The organism is Bifidobacterium sp. ESL0784 (genome assembly GCF_029433295.1).
Classification (GTDB): Bacteria; Actinomycetota; Actinomycetes; order Actinomycetales; family Bifidobacteriaceae; genus Bifidobacterium.
The window spans coordinates 109,061-126,515 of the sequence record NZ_JAQTHV010000002.1 but is presented as its reverse complement, the minus strand read 5'-3'; the positions used below and the strand labels follow the sequence as shown (position 1 = coordinate 126,515).

The following is a 17,455-nucleotide window of genomic DNA, read 5'->3' as shown; positions in this document are numbered from 1 at the left end:
GATGGCATTGGCTTATGATGGCGCGATCCAGCGCCTTATCGACGGTTTTGTGCGTCTGCCGGGAATCGGGCCGAAAGGTGCCCAGCGCATCGCGTTCTACCTGCTTTCGGCCAGTGACGAGGAAGCACAGGATCTGGCCGATGCCATCCGCGAGGTCAAGGAAAAGGTGCGTTTCTGTGAGATCTGTGGCAATGTCTGCGAGACCAGTCCATGCCCGATCTGCTCCGACCCACGGCGCGACCATTCCATCATCTGCGTGGTGGAAGAGCCCAAAGACGTCATGAGCATCGAGCGGACCCGCGAGTTCCGCGGCGTTTACCACGTCCTGGGCGGGGCCATCAACCCGATGGCCAACGTCGGCCCTGGAGACCTGGCCATTCCCAAGCTTTTGGACAGGCTCAAAACCGACGAGGTCAAAGAGATTATCCTGGCACTCGATCCAAATATCGAAGGCGAGGCCACGGTGACCTATCTAAGCCGTCTGCTTTCCCCGCTCGGGCTCAAGGTCACGCGGCTTGCCAGCGGCCTGCCGGTTGGCAGCGATCTGGAATATGCCGACGAAATCACATTGGGCCGGGCCTTGGAAGGACGTCAGGAAGCCTGAATATCGGTTTGGCCAGTATCGGCCAAGCAGGCTGAACGCCGATTCGTTTCACTATCGAGGAAGCACAAACTTCAGCAAGTGAATGCCCGCATGGTGGTAAGAGACACGATCGGGCGTGGTGCTGACATATAATTCAATCAATACTGTCGAAAGCCGACTGCAAGGCTCGGGTGTGTGGCGTTGCTGCGCATCAGTCGTGTGCCGACCGGAGTTGAGATTTGGCGGTGTGTGTCTTTTAGATCGGCCATCCGCTAGGGAGATAAGGGAAAAATCGTGGCGCTTATCGTGCAGAAGTACGGCGGGTCCTCCGTGGCCGACGCCGAATCCATCAAGCGCGTCGCCAAGCGGATTGTGGAGACGAAACGCAAAGGCAACAATGTCGCCGTGGTCGTTTCAGCGATGGGGGACACCACCGACGATCTGATCGATCAGGCCATGAGCATCGATTCCAATCCTCCGGCCCGTGAGATGGACATGCTGATGACGGCAGGCGAGCGTATCTCGATGAGTCTTCTGGCGATGGCCATCCATGCCGCCGGCGAACGCGCTTACTCGTTCACCGGTTCGCAGGCCGGTTTCATGACCGACGCCCGTTTTGGTGCGGCGCACATCAAATCCGTGAAACCCGAGCGTGTGGCCCACGTCGTGCATGATGGCAAGATCGCCATCGTGGCCGGTTTCCAAGGCATCAACGCCGACGGCGATTACACCACGCTGGGCCGTGGCGGTTCCGACACTTCGGCGGTGGCACTTGCGGTGGCGCTCGGGGCCGATATCTGCGAGATCTACACCGATGTGGACGGTATTTTCACCGCCGACCCGCGCATCGTGCCCAGTGCGCGACGCATCCCCTCGATTAGTTATGATGCCATCCTCGAAATGGCTTCTTGCGGTTCCAAGGTTCTTGCGCTGCGGTGCGTGGAATATGCCCAGCGGTTCAATATGCCGCTTCATGTCCGCAGCTCGTTCTCGCACCGAATGGGCACTTTGGTGGTCCCGGAGGGCGTGGACGCACGGAAACTGCCGGATCTCGAGTAAATTTCTCGAAACAATGCCGTTGTCACAATACCTACAAAATATATCGGAACAGACTTCAACGATAAGAGAGCAAAGGAAACACGATGAGCAGTGAGAGCACGAAAGGCAATGACGTGAATTCGACCGATCAAGGCAAAACCGGTAAGGTCGAAACCAAGTCGATGGGCGATATCTTCCCCGATCTCGGCCCGGAGACCCCGGTGATTTCCGGCGTTGCACACGATCGCACCGAATCGTTGGTCACTTTGCGCGGTGTGCCCGACACTCCTGGCATGGCCGCACGCGTATTCACCGAACTGGCGAAAAGCGGCATCAACGTCGACATGATCGTGCAGGCCGGCGCATCCACCGGCAAGGCCGACATCTCCTTCACCGTCCCCGATTCCACGGTGAAAACCGTCGAGAAATCGCTTGACGGCAAGAAAGCCAAACTCGATTACGACTCCTACTCCGTCAATAGCAACGTGGGCAAGGTCGCCGTGGTGGGTGTGGGCATGAAAACCCATTCCGGCCTGGCCGCCAAGTTCTTCGAGGCCTTGAGCGCCGAACATATCAACGTGATGATGATTTCGACCTCCGAGATCCGCATCGCTGCCCTCGTGCCGCTCGACCAACTGGATGACGCAGTGCGTGCGCTGCATACGGCTTACGGCCTCGATGCCGATCAGGTGGAAGCCGTGGTCTACGGCGGCACCGGTCGCTAAACGCTGCGCCGTGACGGTTTGCGATTCGATATTGCGGTATTGTGCGGGGTTTGCCGTGTGTCGATGTTCGTATCGGATTCTTGGATTAGCAGCCTGTAAGAACGTAAAATTTATTTGATAATAGATTAAATCTATCGTAATTTGATTGTCGTTGAAGTAACAGGGACCGCTCCATTGTGTCTTCACGCCGTCGCTTATCTGCATCGGCTCGTTCTCATGGTCGACATATCTCGTGTACGTACATGTACATATCTCATATAGTCGTACGCAAGCAATGGGCACGAAGTACCTCGCGCTATGATATGGCACATATAGTCGCCTGTGCTTCGTTTGTGCAGACAGTAATCAGAGATTGCGGCGGTGCGAGCCATGAGTGAGTGGCCGCCGAACGGGAGGGAATACCATGGCCGGGTCAAATGAAACGCAACAGCGCAAAGTGAATGTCGCGGTGCTGGGAGCCACCGGCCAGGTCGGCATGGTGATGCGTCGCGTACTTGACGAGCGGAATTTCCCTATCGACAACCTGCGTTTTCTCGCTTCCTCACATTCTGCCGGCACCGTGCTCAAATGGCGTGACCGTGACATTGTGGTCGAAGACGTTGCCAGAGCCGATTTGAGAGGCATCGACATCGCCATCTTCTCCGCCGGTGGCGGCACCTCCAAAGTCTGGGCGCCGAAATTCGCCGAAGCCGGTGCCTATGTCATTGACAATTCCTCGCAATGGCGCATGCACGACGAGGTGCCGTTGGTGGTAGCCGAAGCCAATCCCGACGATCTCGACAATATCCCGCGCCGAATTGTCGCCAATCCGAACTGCACCACCATGGCCTGCATCCCGGTCCTGAAAGCGCTGGATACCCACTTCGGCCTGAAGCGCCTGATTGTCAGCTCGTATCAGGCGGTCTCCGGAGCTGGCCGTGCCGGCGTCGAGCAGCTGATGAACGAGGCCAAGGCCGCCGTCGACCAAGGCGCCGATAAGCTTGTCTTCGACGGTTCCGCCATTGATTTCCCCAAGCCCACCAAGGTCGTGCGCACCATCGCCTTCAACGCAGTCCCGTTCATCGGCGCTATCGTCGACGATGGCAGCGAAGAGACCGACGAGGAGCAGAAACTTCGCAACGAAAGCCGCAAGATCCTGCACCTGCCGAATCTCGCCGCCTCCTGCACCTGCGTGCGCGTCGGCGTCTTCACGGCTCACGGCATGTCGGTCAACGCCGAGTTCGAATGCGACGTCACCCCCGACATGGCCCGCGAGGTGTTGAAAGACGCGCCGGGTGTCGAGCTCAACGACATCCCGACCCCGCAACTGGCCGCCGGCCACGACCCGAGCTACGTCGGCCGTATCCGTCAGGACCAGGCCGTCGACGGCAAGAAGGGCCTTGCGTTCTTCATCGCCAACGACAACCTGCGCAAGGGTGCCGCCCTCAACGCGGTTGAACTCGCAGAAATCGTGGCGCACAAGCATTTCGGCGCATAGCCATCGGCTGCGTCATCGGTGGTGATGCGATGAAGATCATGAAAAATGACCTGAAATCCTGATTTTCCTCATATGTTTATTGCGAATGCGACCAAAAGCACGAAAATCGGTCTGGAAACGTGCTTTTGGTCGCTTTGTCGATTTTGGCGCGACGAAAAGCACGAAAAATAGCCTGAATTCGTGCTTTTCGCCGCATTCTTATAATTCGTGACTGGGAGTGCGGGAGTAGCCAGAGCGGCGCGAACCTGGTGGCGTGTGTTGTTGCAGTCGTGAACGTACGAAGATGACGTGCCTCGTGTTTCATCATGAGCAGGTGACATACTGGAGATATGTCGAAGGCATCTCAAGAAGCGCAGAAACAACTGGACCGCATTGTGGCATTGGGCTATCCCGACGTGGCCGAAATGAGCGCGGCGGCGTTCCGTGCGCTGGCGCGTCCCCTGATCGATGCCTTGAAAGACAGTGATCTGGGCGAGAACATCCTTCTGGTGCCTACCCACGAGTTGGTAAGTCCGGAGTCACTAATCGCCCGTACCAGCATTAACCGCATGGCCGGCTTCACCACCATGCCCCCGCGCGACGTCGCTAGCTTCTTGCCGCAGGACGGTTTTGAGCCGCCGGAAGGCCCGTTCTATCTGGTGGTCGACCCGCACACCGGCACCGCCTACGTCAACCGCGAGCCCGACGTGGCCCGCAAGCTCATCGATTCCGACGAGCGTATGCCGCTGACTCTTGAAGAGGGCCTCGCCATCGCCACCCAGCACCCTGATTGGCTGGTCAAGAAGAACGGTTTCAACCTGCTTGGTTCCCGCAGCGCCGACGGCCGCGTGCCCAGCATCTGGATGAGCCAGAACGCTCCGCGCTTGGGTTCGGTGTGGCCGACTTCCCGGCACACATGGCTTGGCAACGCATACTGCCAGGCCCGCCGCGGTATTTCCCTCTTCCGTTGAGTTTTCTTTCACCAATCATGCGTTGTCGTCGCGAAAGTGACTCACACTAACCCATGGTTACCGAAAGAAACTATGGAAATGTGTACAGTATCTTATAGAAACTGTGGGTTAGTGTGAGTGCGGATTTTATTTTCCTCATCAAATCTTGGAATATGGGCGGTTTTATTGCTTCGAGCTGTCTATCATTAGCGTTTATATGTTTCTGAAAGGTAATTAAGCCTATCAAAACATACGATATTTAGTTACATCGCATCGCTTCCTGCGGTGCGTAATACCAAGAAAAGGAGGAGTGATGGGTCAGGATCAAGAATCATCGGTATTTGATCTCGCGGCTGTTGCCGCACAATCCAATGGAGGTAACAACGACCTGCTGCTGCCTCCCCGTCGTTTCGTAGGAGAACCGCAAAAGCCCAGCAAAATGCCGTACACCAAGTATGTGGCCTACGACAAGCAGATTCCGTTCGATTACCCCGAACGCACCTGGCCGTCGAAAAAGCTGCGCCGTGCCCCGCGTTGGTGCTCGGTCGATCTGCGCGACGGCAATCAGGCGCTGGTTAACCCCATGGATTCCGAGCGCAAGCTGCGTTTCTGGAACCTTCTCATTTCGATGGGCTTCAAGGAGATCGAGGTCGGCTTCCCGTCGGCTTCCGATACGGATTACGATTTCGTGCGTTTGCTCATCGAACGCGAGCTCATTCCCGACGACGTCACCATCGTCGTCTTGACGCAGGCCCGCGAGCACTTGATCCGCAAGACATACGAATGCCTGCGCGGAGCCAAGCGTGCCGTGGTGCATTTCTACAATTCCGTCTCCGTCCTGCAGCGCGAGGTCGTCTTCCGCAAAGACAAAGAGGGCATCAAGAAGCTCGCGACCGATGCGGCCGAACTTTGCAAAGATCTTGAAGGTGCAGCCGGCGGAACCGACTTGTATTACGAGTATTCACCGGAATCATTCACCGGAACCGAGCCGGATTATGCCGTCGAGGTGTGCAACGCCGTCATCGACGTCATCAAGCCGACGACTGACCACAAGATGATCATCAACCTGCCGGCCACCGTCGAGATGACCACGCCGAACGTCTTCGCCGACGAGGTGGAGTACGTCTCCAACAACCTGAAAGACCGCGATTCCATCGTTCTTTCGCTGCATCCGCACAATGACGAAGGCATGGGCGTCGCCGCCACCGAACTGGCCGTGCTCGCCGGAGCCGATCGCGTCGAAGGCTGTCTCTTGGGCAACGGCGAACGCACCGGCAACGTCGATCTGGTCACGCTGGGCCTCAATATGCTCACCCAGGGCGTCGATCCGCAAATCGATTATTCCGATGTGCCGAAGATTCGCAAGACCGTCGAATACTGCAATCAGCTCGCCATCTCCGAGCGTCATCCCTATGCCGGAAACTTCGTGTTCACCGCCTTCTCCGGCTCCCATCAGGATGCCATCAAGAAGGGGCTTGAAGCCCGTCAGGCCGCGGCCGAACGCGCCGGAGCCAACCTCGACGATTTCGTCTGGCTTGTACCTTACCTGCCCATCGACCCGAAGGACATCGGCCGCAGCTACAAGGCCATTATCCGCGTCAATTCGCAGTCCGGCAAGGGCGGTATGGCCTACTTGCTCAAGACCAACCACAACCTCGACCTGCCCAAGCGCTTGCAGATCGAGTTCGAGAAGGTCGTGCAGGATTACGCCGACAAGACCGACAAAGAGGTCAAGGACGACGAGATCTGGCGCCTCTTCAAGGACGAGTACCTCCCGGTCGAGGAGAACGGCGCGTTCGCGGCCAGCGAGGCTGTGGGCGACGAGGGTGACGACCAGTTGCAGTCTTGGGGCCGTTTGAAGCTTCTGAACGTTTCCGTGACTTCCGGTGCGGACGGTTCCGATACAGTCTTGAAGGCCAAGTTGCTCGACCGCGGGGCCGAGTATGGTGCTGACCCGATCGAGCGCGAGGTCTCGGGAGCCGGCAACGGCCCGCTCGATGCGTTCCTCAATGCGCTTTCCACAATCGGTATCACCGTCAGCGTCATGGATTACGCCGAGCATGCGATGACCGCCGGCACCGACGCGATGGCCGCCTCGTACATCGAGTGCCAGATCGGCGGGGAAGCTAATGCGCAGATCATCTGGGGCGTCGGCATCGATTCGTCGATTACCACCAGCTCGCTGAAGGCGATTATCTCCGCGATCAACCGCTCGATGCGCTGATAGGGCTATTTCGCATTCCCCGCTATTTCCGGTTGCCAAAGCCGGAGCGAAAGGGAATGCGAAAATCCTAAAACTCTATAACCTTAAAACTTTAAAGCCATAAAGATATGGGCTTGCTCCACCGAGGATGCAAGCCCATATCTTTTGTTGTTCTTTTTTCGCCTATTGCTGCTGGGTCTGTGGGCCTTGCTGTTGCCCGTTTTCTCCGCCGCTCGCCCCGCCGGTGCCGCCATTGGATTCGTTCTGCCCTTGGCTTGGGGTTTCGCCGGTTCCATTTCCGGCTCCTGCTCCGCCGGAACCGGTTGTGCTTCCAACTCCGGAGTCTGTTGAAGTCGATCCACCTGAAGTGCCGCCAGACGATTTGTTCGAGTCGCTATTCCCGTAGCTCCTGCGTTTGTAGGATTCGCTCGAATAACTTGACCTGGCGCCGCTGCCCCACGTGCCGTCCGGGCCGCCGATCTTGCCTTCGTCGTGGGCGACGGGGAAAGTCTCGTTTGGCTGGTCGGCAAGTGCCTGTTTCATGTATTCGGTGAACAGGTGTGCGGGATATTGGCCGCCTGAGCCATAGCCGTCGCGCAACGGCTGGATTTCCTGCGGCGTGCCATTGGCCCCTGGGCTCCACATGGCGAAGACGGTCACCATGCTGGGGGTGAAGCCGACGAAGCTGCCAGCCGTCGAATCGTTGGCGGTCCCGGTCTTGCCGGCGATGGTCTTGCCCACTTTCCGCACTTCGGTGGCCGTGCCGTATTGCACGGTGCCTGTCATCGCCTTGGCCACGAGTGCGGTGTCGTTGGCCCCGAAGACGCGTTCGGTATCGGTGGGGGCTCGGTACATGTCTTTGCCGCCTGAATCCTTGACGGACGCGACGATATGCAGCGTCGGTTTGTTGCCTTGGTTGGCGATGGTGGCGTAGGCCTGTGCAACGTCGGAGACGTGCACACCGTTGTTGCCGAGCACGGTGAAGGGATTGTCGCCGGGTACGAGTTTCGGACTCATGCCCGCCGCCTGCGCGGTTTGCGCCACCTTCTTGGCCCCTAGATGCTCCTGCAGATCCATATAGACGGTATTGACCGAATTGGCCGTGGCGTTGTAAAGGTTCGTGTATCCGAACTGCTCGTTGCTGAAATTACGAACCGGTTGGGTGATGCCGGCGTAGGTGCGCGGCGAATTGCCGTTGAACGTCGTATTGAGACTCACCCCGTCCTGTACCGCCGCCAACAGTGCGAAGGGTTTCATGGTCGAACCGAGCTCGTAGGTGGCCTGCGTGGCGTTGTTGAGCTGTTTGGTCAGGTAGTCGTCACCGGCGTAGAAGGAGATGATGGAGCCGTCTTTCGGGTTGACACTCATCGCCCCGGTCTGCATACCCTGGTTCAAAATTCTGGCGTTCTCCTTGGTCGATGGACTCGCGGTGTTGAACATCAGGTCCTGCTTGCCTTTGTCGATGGTGGTGACGATGGTATAGCCGCCGGTGTCGAGGTCGTCGGGGGTGAAAGTCCCGCTTCCGGTCAGTTCGTCGCGCACCATTTGCAGAATGTAGCCGTTTGTGCCTTTATACGAGCTTTGCTGCGATTGCGGTGGCACAGTCGGTGGCATCTGTTGATTGGCGGCAGCATCCTGAGAGGTGATGTAGCCCTGCTTTTCCATGATGCCGATGACGCGTGTATAGCGTTGTTGCGCGCGTTTGGGATTGATTGCCGGGTCCCAGGTCGAAGGCGCCGGAATGATGCCGGCCAGCAGTGCCGACTCGGGCATGGTCATGTCTTTGGCATCCTTGTTGAAGTAGGCCTTTGACGCCGCCTCGATGCCGTATGCACCGCGACCCAGATAAATGGTGTTCATATAGTTGCACAGGACCTTGTCCTTGTCCTGCGACTTCGTGATCTTCATTGCGAGGATGGCCTCGCGCACCTTGCCGGAATAAGTGTGGGTGTCGCCCATGTAATAACGTTCCGCGTACTGCTGGGTGATGGTCGAGGCGCCTTGACGTGCGCCGCCGCTTACGTTGTTGAGCAGGGCTCGTGCGATGCCTTTGAAATCGACGCCCGTATCTTTGTAGAACGTCTGGTTTTCGCTTGCCACCATGGATTGCCCGACGTATTTCGGCAAGGCGTCGCAGCTGATAATCTCACGGTTCTGCGTGGCAAAATTGCCGACTTCAGTGGTGCCATCGGCGTAATAGACCTTGGTTTTTTCGGCCATCGCGATTTTTTCCGGCAGCGGGATTTCGGTGGTGGCGTAAAGATAGGCGAATACGCCGATACCGGCGAGGATGAGGGCCGCGATGATGCCCAGCGTCCATTTGAGGATGCGATGCTTATGCTTCTTGGGCGCCTTGCGTTGCGGGCCGTTGCTGCCTGGATGTTTTTGCGTACCATTGGCGCTGTGGCGCCGGTATTGGTCGCGCGGTGTCCGGGTGCTTCTGTAGTTGCGTTTGGGCTTGGCTCTGCCCGGGCTCACGGCGCGCGCCGAAACTGTGCAAAACTCTGTGACCATGCCAACTACCGTAACGGTTGCCCCTGAAAAACTACTGGGATTGAGAGCCAGAAGCGGTTTTTGTGTGTGGTCTCCTTGTCGGAAGACGAAAGAGTGACGTAGTTCACATTAGTGTTTTGCGATTTTTGTTTCAGCCGTTTTCTCGCTCATACCTAATGGCTGATACGTAAATATATTATACAATTCTCGTTACGTTGTGGGGCATGTACAGCTTATTCTCATGCCTTTTCTTCATGAGGGGCTAAACTGACAAATGGAATTTTGCACGTGAAATAAAGGAGTCGATATGAGTATTCGCGTGGCAGTCGCAGGTATTGGTAACTGCGCCTCGTCCCTGATTCAAGGTGTTGAGTATTACAAGGACGCGAAGGATGATGAGAAGATCCCCGGCCTGATGCACAACAACTTCGGTGGCTACCGGGTTCGCGATATTGAGTTTGTGACGGCGTTCGACGTTGATGCCCTCAAGGTGGGCAAGGATATCTCCGAGGCCATCGGAGCCTCGCAAAACAACACCTACAAGTTCTGCGACGTACCGAACAAGGGTGTAGAGGTACTGCGCGGGCCGACCTATGACGGCTTGGGCGAGTACTACCGTCAGATGATCACCGAGTCTGACGCCGAGCCGGTCGACGTGGCGCAGGTGCTGCGCGACAAGAAGGTCGACGTGCTGGTCAGCTACATGCCTGTTGGCAGCGAGCAGGCCGACAAGGCCTACGCGCAGGCCGCGATGGACGCCGGTTGCGCCTTCGTCAACTGCCTGCCTGTCTTCATTGCTTCCGACCCTGAGTGGGCGCAGAAGTTCCGCGATGCCGGTGTGCCGATTATCGGCGACGACATCAAGAGCCAGGTCGGCGCCACCATCACCCACCGTGTGATGGCCCGTCTCTTCGAGGATCGCGGTGTGCGTCTCGACCGTACCTATCAGTTGAACGTCGGCGGCAACATGGACTTCATGAACATGCTGCAGCGTTCGCGTCTTGAGTCCAAGAAGGTCTCCAAGACCCGCGCCGTCACCTCGATCGTGCCTCACGAGATGGATCCGCACAACGTCCACATCGGCCCGTCCGATTACGTGGCATGGCTTGACGACCGTAAGCTTGCGTTCGTGCGTTTGGAAGGCACCACCTTCGGCGACGTGCCGATCAGCCTCGAGTACAAGCTTGAGGATTGGGATTCGCCGAACTCCGCCGGCATCGTCATCGACGCCGTGCGCGCTGCCAAGATCGCACTCGACCGTCACCTCTCCGGCCCGATTCTCGCGCCGAGCTCCTATTTCATGAAGTCCCCGGCCGTGCAGCATGAGGACTCCGAAGCCCGCCAGTTGGTCGAGAAGTTCATTAAGGGCGAGGTCGAGGCTGATGAGGCCGAACTCGATGCCGATGTGAAGTCCGCCAAGGACAATGGCAAGGATGTCTGGCACGCCTGAGTTAAAGCGTGTATGACATTCGTCAATACCTGGTCGCCACTTGCATTACGCAAGTGGCGATTTTCGTATCCGGATGCCTTCAAAAATTCCGCCATGCGGCCTTTGGTCCTTCCGACCGGGTCAATGTGCTTCGACCCCTTGATTTTCCTGCTTTTTCTTCGATACGGACATCGTTCGACGTCGATTTGATATTGCCGTTCATTCAGGGATTTACAAGTTTTTTGGAATCGCTATAAATAAGCAATAGTCGTCATCGTATAATTATTCCATCTGTCATGAAAAAACAGAAAAGAAAGAAGCAAGAAGTCAAATGAAACGGAAAAGATGGTCTGGACTGACGGCATTAGCCGTAACGGTCTCGATGTTCGCCGGCTTTGCAGGCGCGATGACCACGGCGAATGCCGCGGAAGTCGACAACGGTGGCGCACTGACATTGAACCAGCGGGTCCTCAAGGGCGAGAAGGGGAAGGTCGCGCCTTCGGTCGCTGGAGCGTCCGGCAAGATTGATGCCTTCATCTCCACGACGGGTACCGCTGGAGTGGAGAAAAAGACGCAGGTCCTCGATCGTCTTGACCTACTTCGTAGCGGTTCGTCGTCGCAGCGTGAGCAGCAGGCGAACAGTGAGGGCCGGCAGTCGGCCAGCAAGGCCAGCGCGACGGCAAACGGCGTATTCGCCGAGCTGAAGAAAATCGACCCCAGCGCACAATTGACCTTTGTGACCTCGTATTCCACGACTGGTGTGGCGGTTCGCGCCGATGCGTCCGCGTTGCGCGATTTGGTCAAACGATCCAAGAACGCTTTGCGTGTTTCGTCTTTGCCGAAGATGACCGTGGCCGATGACCCGTCCACTTTGGGGCAGGCCGGGACTGCGAAAGCCCAGGCTGCCGATGGGGAAGCGAAGGCTCCGGCAAACGGCAACGATACGACTTCCGCTCCTACCGGCAACGCCGGCGATAGCAGCAAAGTCGCTGATCCGAAATCCGATGAAACTCCCAAGGCTGGCGTCCAGTCCGAGGCTCCGAGTGCGACTCAAGGGTCGGCGCAAACGCAATCGAGCGCCCAGCCTGCAGCGCAGGATGCCGGCGAGGTTCCATACAACAAGCACAGTGATCAGTTCATCAATGCCGTCAATACTTGGAATCAGACGGGCAAGACGGGTGAAGGCGTCAATGTGGCCGTGGTGGATACCGGCCTGGATTATACCCACGCCGATTTCGGTGGCGTAGGCACTCCTTCCGCCTATCAGACCGCTCTGTCATCCACCGCAGATCCGTTGACGGACCCGACGCTGAAAACGTTGCTCGACTCCAGCAAATTCAAGGGCGGCTACGATTTCGCAGGCCCGGTCTATGGTTCGGATGATTCTAGTGGCCATATGATCGACACCCCCACCCCGGATGCCAACCCGATCGATGGCGAGGGAGGCCACCACGGCACGCATGTGGCCGGTACTGTGGCAGGTTATGGCATTACCGCAGGTGGAAGCCGATTCTCGGGCAACTACACCTCGTTGAACAACAGCGATGTGCAAAGCATGAAGATCGGTCCGGGATCCGCGCCTAAGGCCGGTCTGTATTCGTTGAAGGTCTTCGGCGACAACGGTGGCAGCACCGGACTGACGCTCGAAGCCCTCGATTGGGTTTCCAGGCACAACCTGAGTTGCGCTCCCGCCGATAAGATCAGCATCGTTTCCATGTCGTTGGGCTCCTCCTTCTCGCAAGGGGACGAACCTGATGCGGCAGCGGTCGACAATCTTTCCAAAGACGGCGTGGTCTCGGTGATCGCCGCCGGCAATGACGGCGACTATACCGACATTCTGGGTTCTCCGGGCTCCGCACGCAGTGCATTGACCGTCGCCGCCAGCGAAACCGGTATGATCCTGCAGGATGCCATCAAGGTCACCGCCGGTCCTTCCGTCATTAATGGCAGGTACCTTGCCGGACAGTATTCGTCCAGTTTCACCGGCAGCTTCAACGTCACCGCTCCGGTTGTCGCCATCAAGGGGTCGACGGATGATCCCAACGACAACGCCGAAGGCTGCAAGGCTTACTCTTCCGCCGATGCGGCTGCGGTAAACGGCAAGATCGCTTATGTGCACTGGGACGACAGCAACGTCTCGTGCGGTTCGAGGGCCCGGTTCAACAATGCCGAGCACGCAGGGGCCGTAGGTATCATCTTCGATTCCCAGCAGAATGTGCCCGCGGCCGGAATCGCCGGCAACTCGACCATCCCCGGCTTCCAGATCATCAAGCAGGATTCCGACGACATCTCCCTTGACTCTCTCATTGAGGCCGGTGGGGTGAGCGTGCAGCTCGGTGACGCGTTGAAGCAGACCCAGGAAAACGATTACTCCGGTGAAATCGCCGATACAATCGCCGATTTCAGCTCCCGCGGAATCCATGGCTCCTATAACGGCACCATCAAGCCCGATGTGGCAGCTCCCGGCGTCGGCATCGGTTCGGCTTCGGCCGGAAGCGGCAACGGCATGGAAGTCATGCAGGGCACCTCGATGGCGACTCCGCTGGTTTCCGGCGTGACCGCTCTTGTGCGTGGCGCGCACCCCGATTGGAGTGCATCGCAGGTCAAGGAACAGATGATCAACACCGCCACCCATGACATCAAAACCGATCACACCCCCAACGCCAAGACTTATGGCCCGATGCGCGTGGGTACCGGTCGCGTCGATGCCCTTGCCGCGGTCAACAACCCGGTCCAGGTCTCCTCTGACGATCCTTCCGCGGTCACGGCCGGTTTCGGCGTGGTCCAGGTAGGCCAGAACGGATACAGCGCCAAGAAGACCATTACGGTCAGCAACACTTCCAGCGTTGCCCGCAACTTCTCGGTGGCCTACCTGCCCCGTACACAGACGCCCGGCGTCAATTACACGTTGAGCACGAGCAACGTCACCGTTCCCGCGAACGGAAGCGCGAACTTTGACATCAACCTGAGCATTCCCAATCAGTCCGCATTGCGTCACACCGTGGGCGACACCCAGACTGATAGCGCGCAAGGCATCGCCAGCGCCATCGTCACCGATGCCACCGGTGTGATCGAACTGACCCCGACCGATTCCGCGCCGAATGCTTCGCCGTTACGCGTGGCCGTCGCCGTGGCTCCCAAGCCGGTTTCCAACACCAATACCACTTATGCGGTGGCGTCGGACGGAAGCAAGAGCCTGGTGACCGGCGGGCAAGGCATTTCGCAGGGCATCGGCGACCAGAAGTATGTTTCTCGCCAGATTCCTCTGGTGCTTTCAGCAACCGATTCCGAGACCGCAAAGGACGATGAGGTTGCGGCCGGCTGGCCGGTGCGTGGTTCCCAAGCCTATGACATTCGTGCCATCGGCTATTCCAGCACCGCGCCTCAGGTCAGCGACCCCACCAATGCCGCCGTCAGTTTCGGCATTGTCACCGACAAATCCTGGAGCCATCTGGCTGACGGGTTCAACTTCGACATCGATATCGATACGAACGGCGACGGACAGATCGATCGCATCATCGAACCGTCGCTCAGATATCAGGGCAACCAGCTGGATACTGCGATCGCCTTGGTAGCCAAGGTCAGTGGCGGCAGCACTACGATTGTCGACCAGGTCGAGATCGACCCGGAGTTTGTCAATGATTCCAACCAGCTTGTAGTCACGGTGCCGTTGAACGATCTGGCCGATGTCACTTCTGCCAGCACGAGCGCACCTATGTCCTATAAGGTCGAATCGTCCTATTTGGGTACAAACCAGACGGTCGATGAGGTCGGATCGTTCAGCGATACGAAGTTTGATGCCATCAAGCCGGCCATGTGGTATGGCAATACAGGCTTGGGCAGCAACGGCGATTTCGAATTCCCCGATCAGAACGGAACCACCATTCCGGTTCACATGGCTCAGGCTGCCCCGCAGGTTTCTGCTCAGGGCGGTAGCATTGATGAGCGGATTCCGGCCACCATTCTGGTCCACACATTGGGCCAGGCTCCTGACAGCGATGCGCAGACCTTCTCGATGGATGTGGCATCGCGAGCGGGCAAGACGGATCTGCAGGCCGCCATCGATGCGGCCGCCCGTCTGAACGAAGCCGATTACACAGCGGCTTCATGGTCGCAGCTTCAGACGGCTCTCGCTTCGGCAAGGACGGTAATGGCCGACGAGGACGCGACGCAAAGCGACGTCGATACGGCGACCACAGTGCTCAGGAATGCTGAGCATGCCCTGGCGCAACAGGTGGCCGGACAGAGCGATCGTGACGTGCTGCAAGCAGCCGTTGATGCCGCTTCCAGTCTCAATCAATCCGATTACACGGCCGACTCGTGGCGTGCCTTCGCTTCGGCCTTGGCTCAGGCCAAGAGTCTTCTGGCGAATCCAAATGCCGCAAAGAACGATGTCGTGGCTGCCACCGTCGCCCTCAAGCAGGCCCAACAGGGATTGCAGAGGCTCGAAGGCGGTTCCGCCGGTGTGGGGCCTGCGACTCCAGGAATCGGCTCGGCTGCTCCCGGCCTTGCTTCGGCTGCGTCGCTGTCGTCCCGCTCTTCTCGCAGGTCTCGCGGATCTCGCGGTTTGGCTACAACCGGTTCGTCGGTTGTCTTCGAATTGCTGGCTGCGGTGACATTGCTTGCCGGAGGTGTTGCGGTGTCGTTCGCAAAGCGTCGTCATATGATGCGTCTTTGAGCACCCGATGTCGTCTCGTAGCAGACGCTATGGTGATCGACTGATATGAGCAATCGCGTTCGTCCTGATATTCCATGGGACGAACGCGATTGTGTATCTTGCCTTTCTTGGCGGTCCAATAGGCTTGTGTTGAAAAGGCGCTTTGGGATATGCAAAATACGTCTTCTTTGCTGTTCCTGCGTTTTGGCGCAAGGAAAGACGCATGCGAGGAATAAAAATGCGTCTTTCCGGCATTTCGGTGTTGGAATGCCAGAAAGACGCGGTAACGCAGCGCGGCTGCTCTTACTTGTCTAACAACGGGTCGACTTCTTTTTCGTAGGCGATAAGCGCCGAGTTGATGACCTGATGCATGTCGTAATAGGCGTAGGTGCCGAGGCGCCCGCCGAAAACGACTTCCGGCTCCTTGGCTGCCAAATCCTTGTACTGCTGATAGAGCTTCTGGTCGTCGGCGGTGTTGATGGGGTAGTAGGGCTCGTCGTCGCGTCCCGCCGAGCGGCTGTATTCCTCCCAGACCACGGTCTTGTCTGGGTTCTGCTGTTCCTTGCGCTCCGGGTTGAAGTTCTTGAACTCGATGGCGCGCGTATAGGGCACGTCGGCATCCACGAAGTTCATCACTGGGCAGCCGAAGTGGTCTCCCTCGTCGTAACGCTGCTCCTTGAAATCGACGGTACGCCATTTCAGGTCGCCGAGCGCATAGTCGAAGTATTTGTCGACCGGACCGGTGTAGACGATCGGCACGCGGCCGAGCAGCGCCTTCTTGTTGAGTGGCTGGCTTTCATCGAAGAAGTCGGTGCTCAAGGTGACGTGAATCTTCGGGTCGTCAATCATGCGCTGCATCCAGGCGGTGTAGCCGTCTTTGGGCAGGCCTTCCCACGTGTCCTTGAAATAGTGGTTGTCGTAGGTGAAACGCACCGGAAGGCGTTTGATGATGGAAGCCGGCAGCTCGGCCGGGTCGGTCTGCCACTGCTTGCCCGTGTAGTTCTTGATGAACGCCTCGTAAAGCGGACGGCCGATAAGCTGGATGCCTTTGTCGTTCAGATTGCTCGGGTCAGTGCCGGCCAGCTCGCCCGCCTGCTCCTCGATGAGCTCCTGCGCCTGGGCCGGCGTATAGTGCGAGTGGAAGAACTGGTTGATGGTCCCCAGATTGATCGGCATGGGGTAGACCTCACCGTCGTGCGTGGCGTAGACGCGATGCTGGTAGTCGGTGAATTCGGTGAAGCGGTTGACATAGTCCCACACGCGTTCGTTGGAGGTGTGGAAAAGGTGCGCGCCGTACTGGTGGATTTCTGCGCCGGTTTCTTTGTCCATATAGGAATAAGCGTTGCCGCCGATATGCGGCCGGATGTCGATGATCTCGACGGTGTGTCCGTTCTCTGCCGCTTGCTGTGCAACAGTCAATCCGAAGAGCCCGGCTCCCACCACCACCAAATCCGGCAGTGATTTGCCTTTTTCGTTATCGGTCATTTCAATTTCCCTTTCCGCCCCATAACTGGCTTTCGGTTCGCGTGGTCTGGCTGGAATGCGTCTTTCGACGTTTTCCGGCCACGGATGGATTCAATCGGTACGGGTTGTACAATCGTCATCCGCTATGTACGTGGCCATATGATTTTCGGCGATTAACGGTTCCATAGTACTACTCGGCTTGTTTTTCCTCGTTTATCTGAGCTTTCTTCGGTTTCGCAAGTAATTATTGCCGCAACCCGCTGCAACGGCTTTATCCGGGCATGGGGTATACTGGTTAAGCCTTCACGTGGCGTTATGTCACCCAATCCCCCCAGGGCAGGAATGCAGCAAGGGTAAGTGGCCTCTGTCGGGTGCGTGAAGGTTTTCTTGTCTTTGAAGCCAGCCGGATCGGTGTCGATTCCAACGGTTGGTATCTTGGTTCGTTTATCAAGGAATT

At 57.7% G+C, this 17,455-nt stretch carries 10 protein-coding genes and 1 other RNA gene; 9 read left to right on the top strand and 2 right to left on the bottom strand.

The window, feature by feature from the left end; translation table 11 throughout:
• Position 1: 1 nt before the first annotated feature.
• The 6 genes from recR to leuA all read left to right on the top strand — a co-directional run bounded on the left by recR (position 2) and on the right by leuA (position 6,976).
• On the top strand, positions 2-604 hold the full coding sequence (gene recR, locus PT279_RS03125; protein WP_277165369.1) for a recombination mediator RecR: 603 nt from the start codon (positions 2-4) through the stop codon (positions 602-604).
• A gap of 273 nt (positions 605-877) precedes the next feature.
• Entirely contained in the window at positions 878-1,642 is a 765-nt protein-coding gene (locus PT279_RS03120) for an aspartate kinase (protein ID WP_277165367.1), read from the top strand.
• 161 nt (positions 1,643-1,803) lie between these two features.
• A complete protein-coding gene (locus PT279_RS03115) occupies positions 1,804-2,346 on the top strand; it encodes an ACT domain-containing protein (protein WP_277165911.1) in 543 nt (180 codons plus the stop codon).
• 403 nt (positions 2,347-2,749) lie between these two features.
• Positions 2,750-3,823 (top strand): aspartate-semialdehyde dehydrogenase, encoded by a 1,074-nt coding sequence (locus tag PT279_RS03110; RefSeq protein WP_277165365.1) that lies wholly within the window; start codon positions 2,750-2,752, stop codon positions 3,821-3,823.
• A gap of 329 nt (positions 3,824-4,152) precedes the next feature.
• Entirely contained in the window at positions 4,153-4,773 is a 621-nt protein-coding gene (locus PT279_RS03105; protein WP_277165363.1) for a DUF5701 family protein, read from the top strand.
• Positions 4,774-5,065: 292 nt separating this feature from the next.
• Entirely contained in the window at positions 5,066-6,976 is a 1,911-nt protein-coding gene (gene leuA / locus PT279_RS03100) for a 2-isopropylmalate synthase (RefSeq protein WP_277165361.1), read from the top strand.
• A gap of 162 nt (positions 6,977-7,138) precedes the next feature.
• Here leuA and PT279_RS03095 read toward each other — a convergent pair whose 3' ends face one another.
• Positions 7,139-9,469: a transglycosylase domain-containing protein gene (locus PT279_RS03095; RefSeq protein ID WP_277165359.1), complete on the bottom strand. Its 2,331-nt coding sequence runs from the start codon at positions 9,467-9,469 to the stop codon at positions 7,139-7,141.
• Positions 9,470-9,755: 286 nt separating this feature from the next.
• Between PT279_RS03095 and PT279_RS03090 the strand changes: the two genes are divergently transcribed.
• Together PT279_RS03090 and PT279_RS03085 are read left to right on the top strand one after the other, a co-directional pair.
• Positions 9,756-10,898, top strand: coding sequence for an inositol-3-phosphate synthase (locus PT279_RS03090; RefSeq protein WP_277165357.1), 1,143 nt, complete (start codon positions 9,756-9,758; stop codon positions 10,896-10,898).
• A gap of 310 nt (positions 10,899-11,208) precedes the next feature.
• On the top strand, positions 11,209-15,555 hold the full coding sequence (locus PT279_RS03085; protein ID WP_277165355.1) for a S8 family serine peptidase: 4,347 nt from the start codon (positions 11,209-11,211) through the stop codon (positions 15,553-15,555).
• A 282-nt stretch (positions 15,556-15,837) separates the two neighbouring features.
• Here PT279_RS03085 and glf read toward each other — a convergent pair whose 3' ends face one another.
• Positions 15,838-17,019, bottom strand: a complete 1,182-nt coding sequence (gene glf / locus PT279_RS03080) for a UDP-galactopyranose mutase (protein WP_277165353.1) — start codon at positions 17,017-17,019, stop codon at positions 15,838-15,840.
• 273 nt (positions 17,020-17,292) lie between these two features.
• Between glf and ffs the strand changes: the two genes are divergently transcribed.
• Positions 17,293-17,389: signal recognition particle sRNA small type (gene ffs / locus PT279_RS03075), an RNA gene on the top strand.
• Positions 17,390-17,455: the final 66 nt, after the last annotated feature.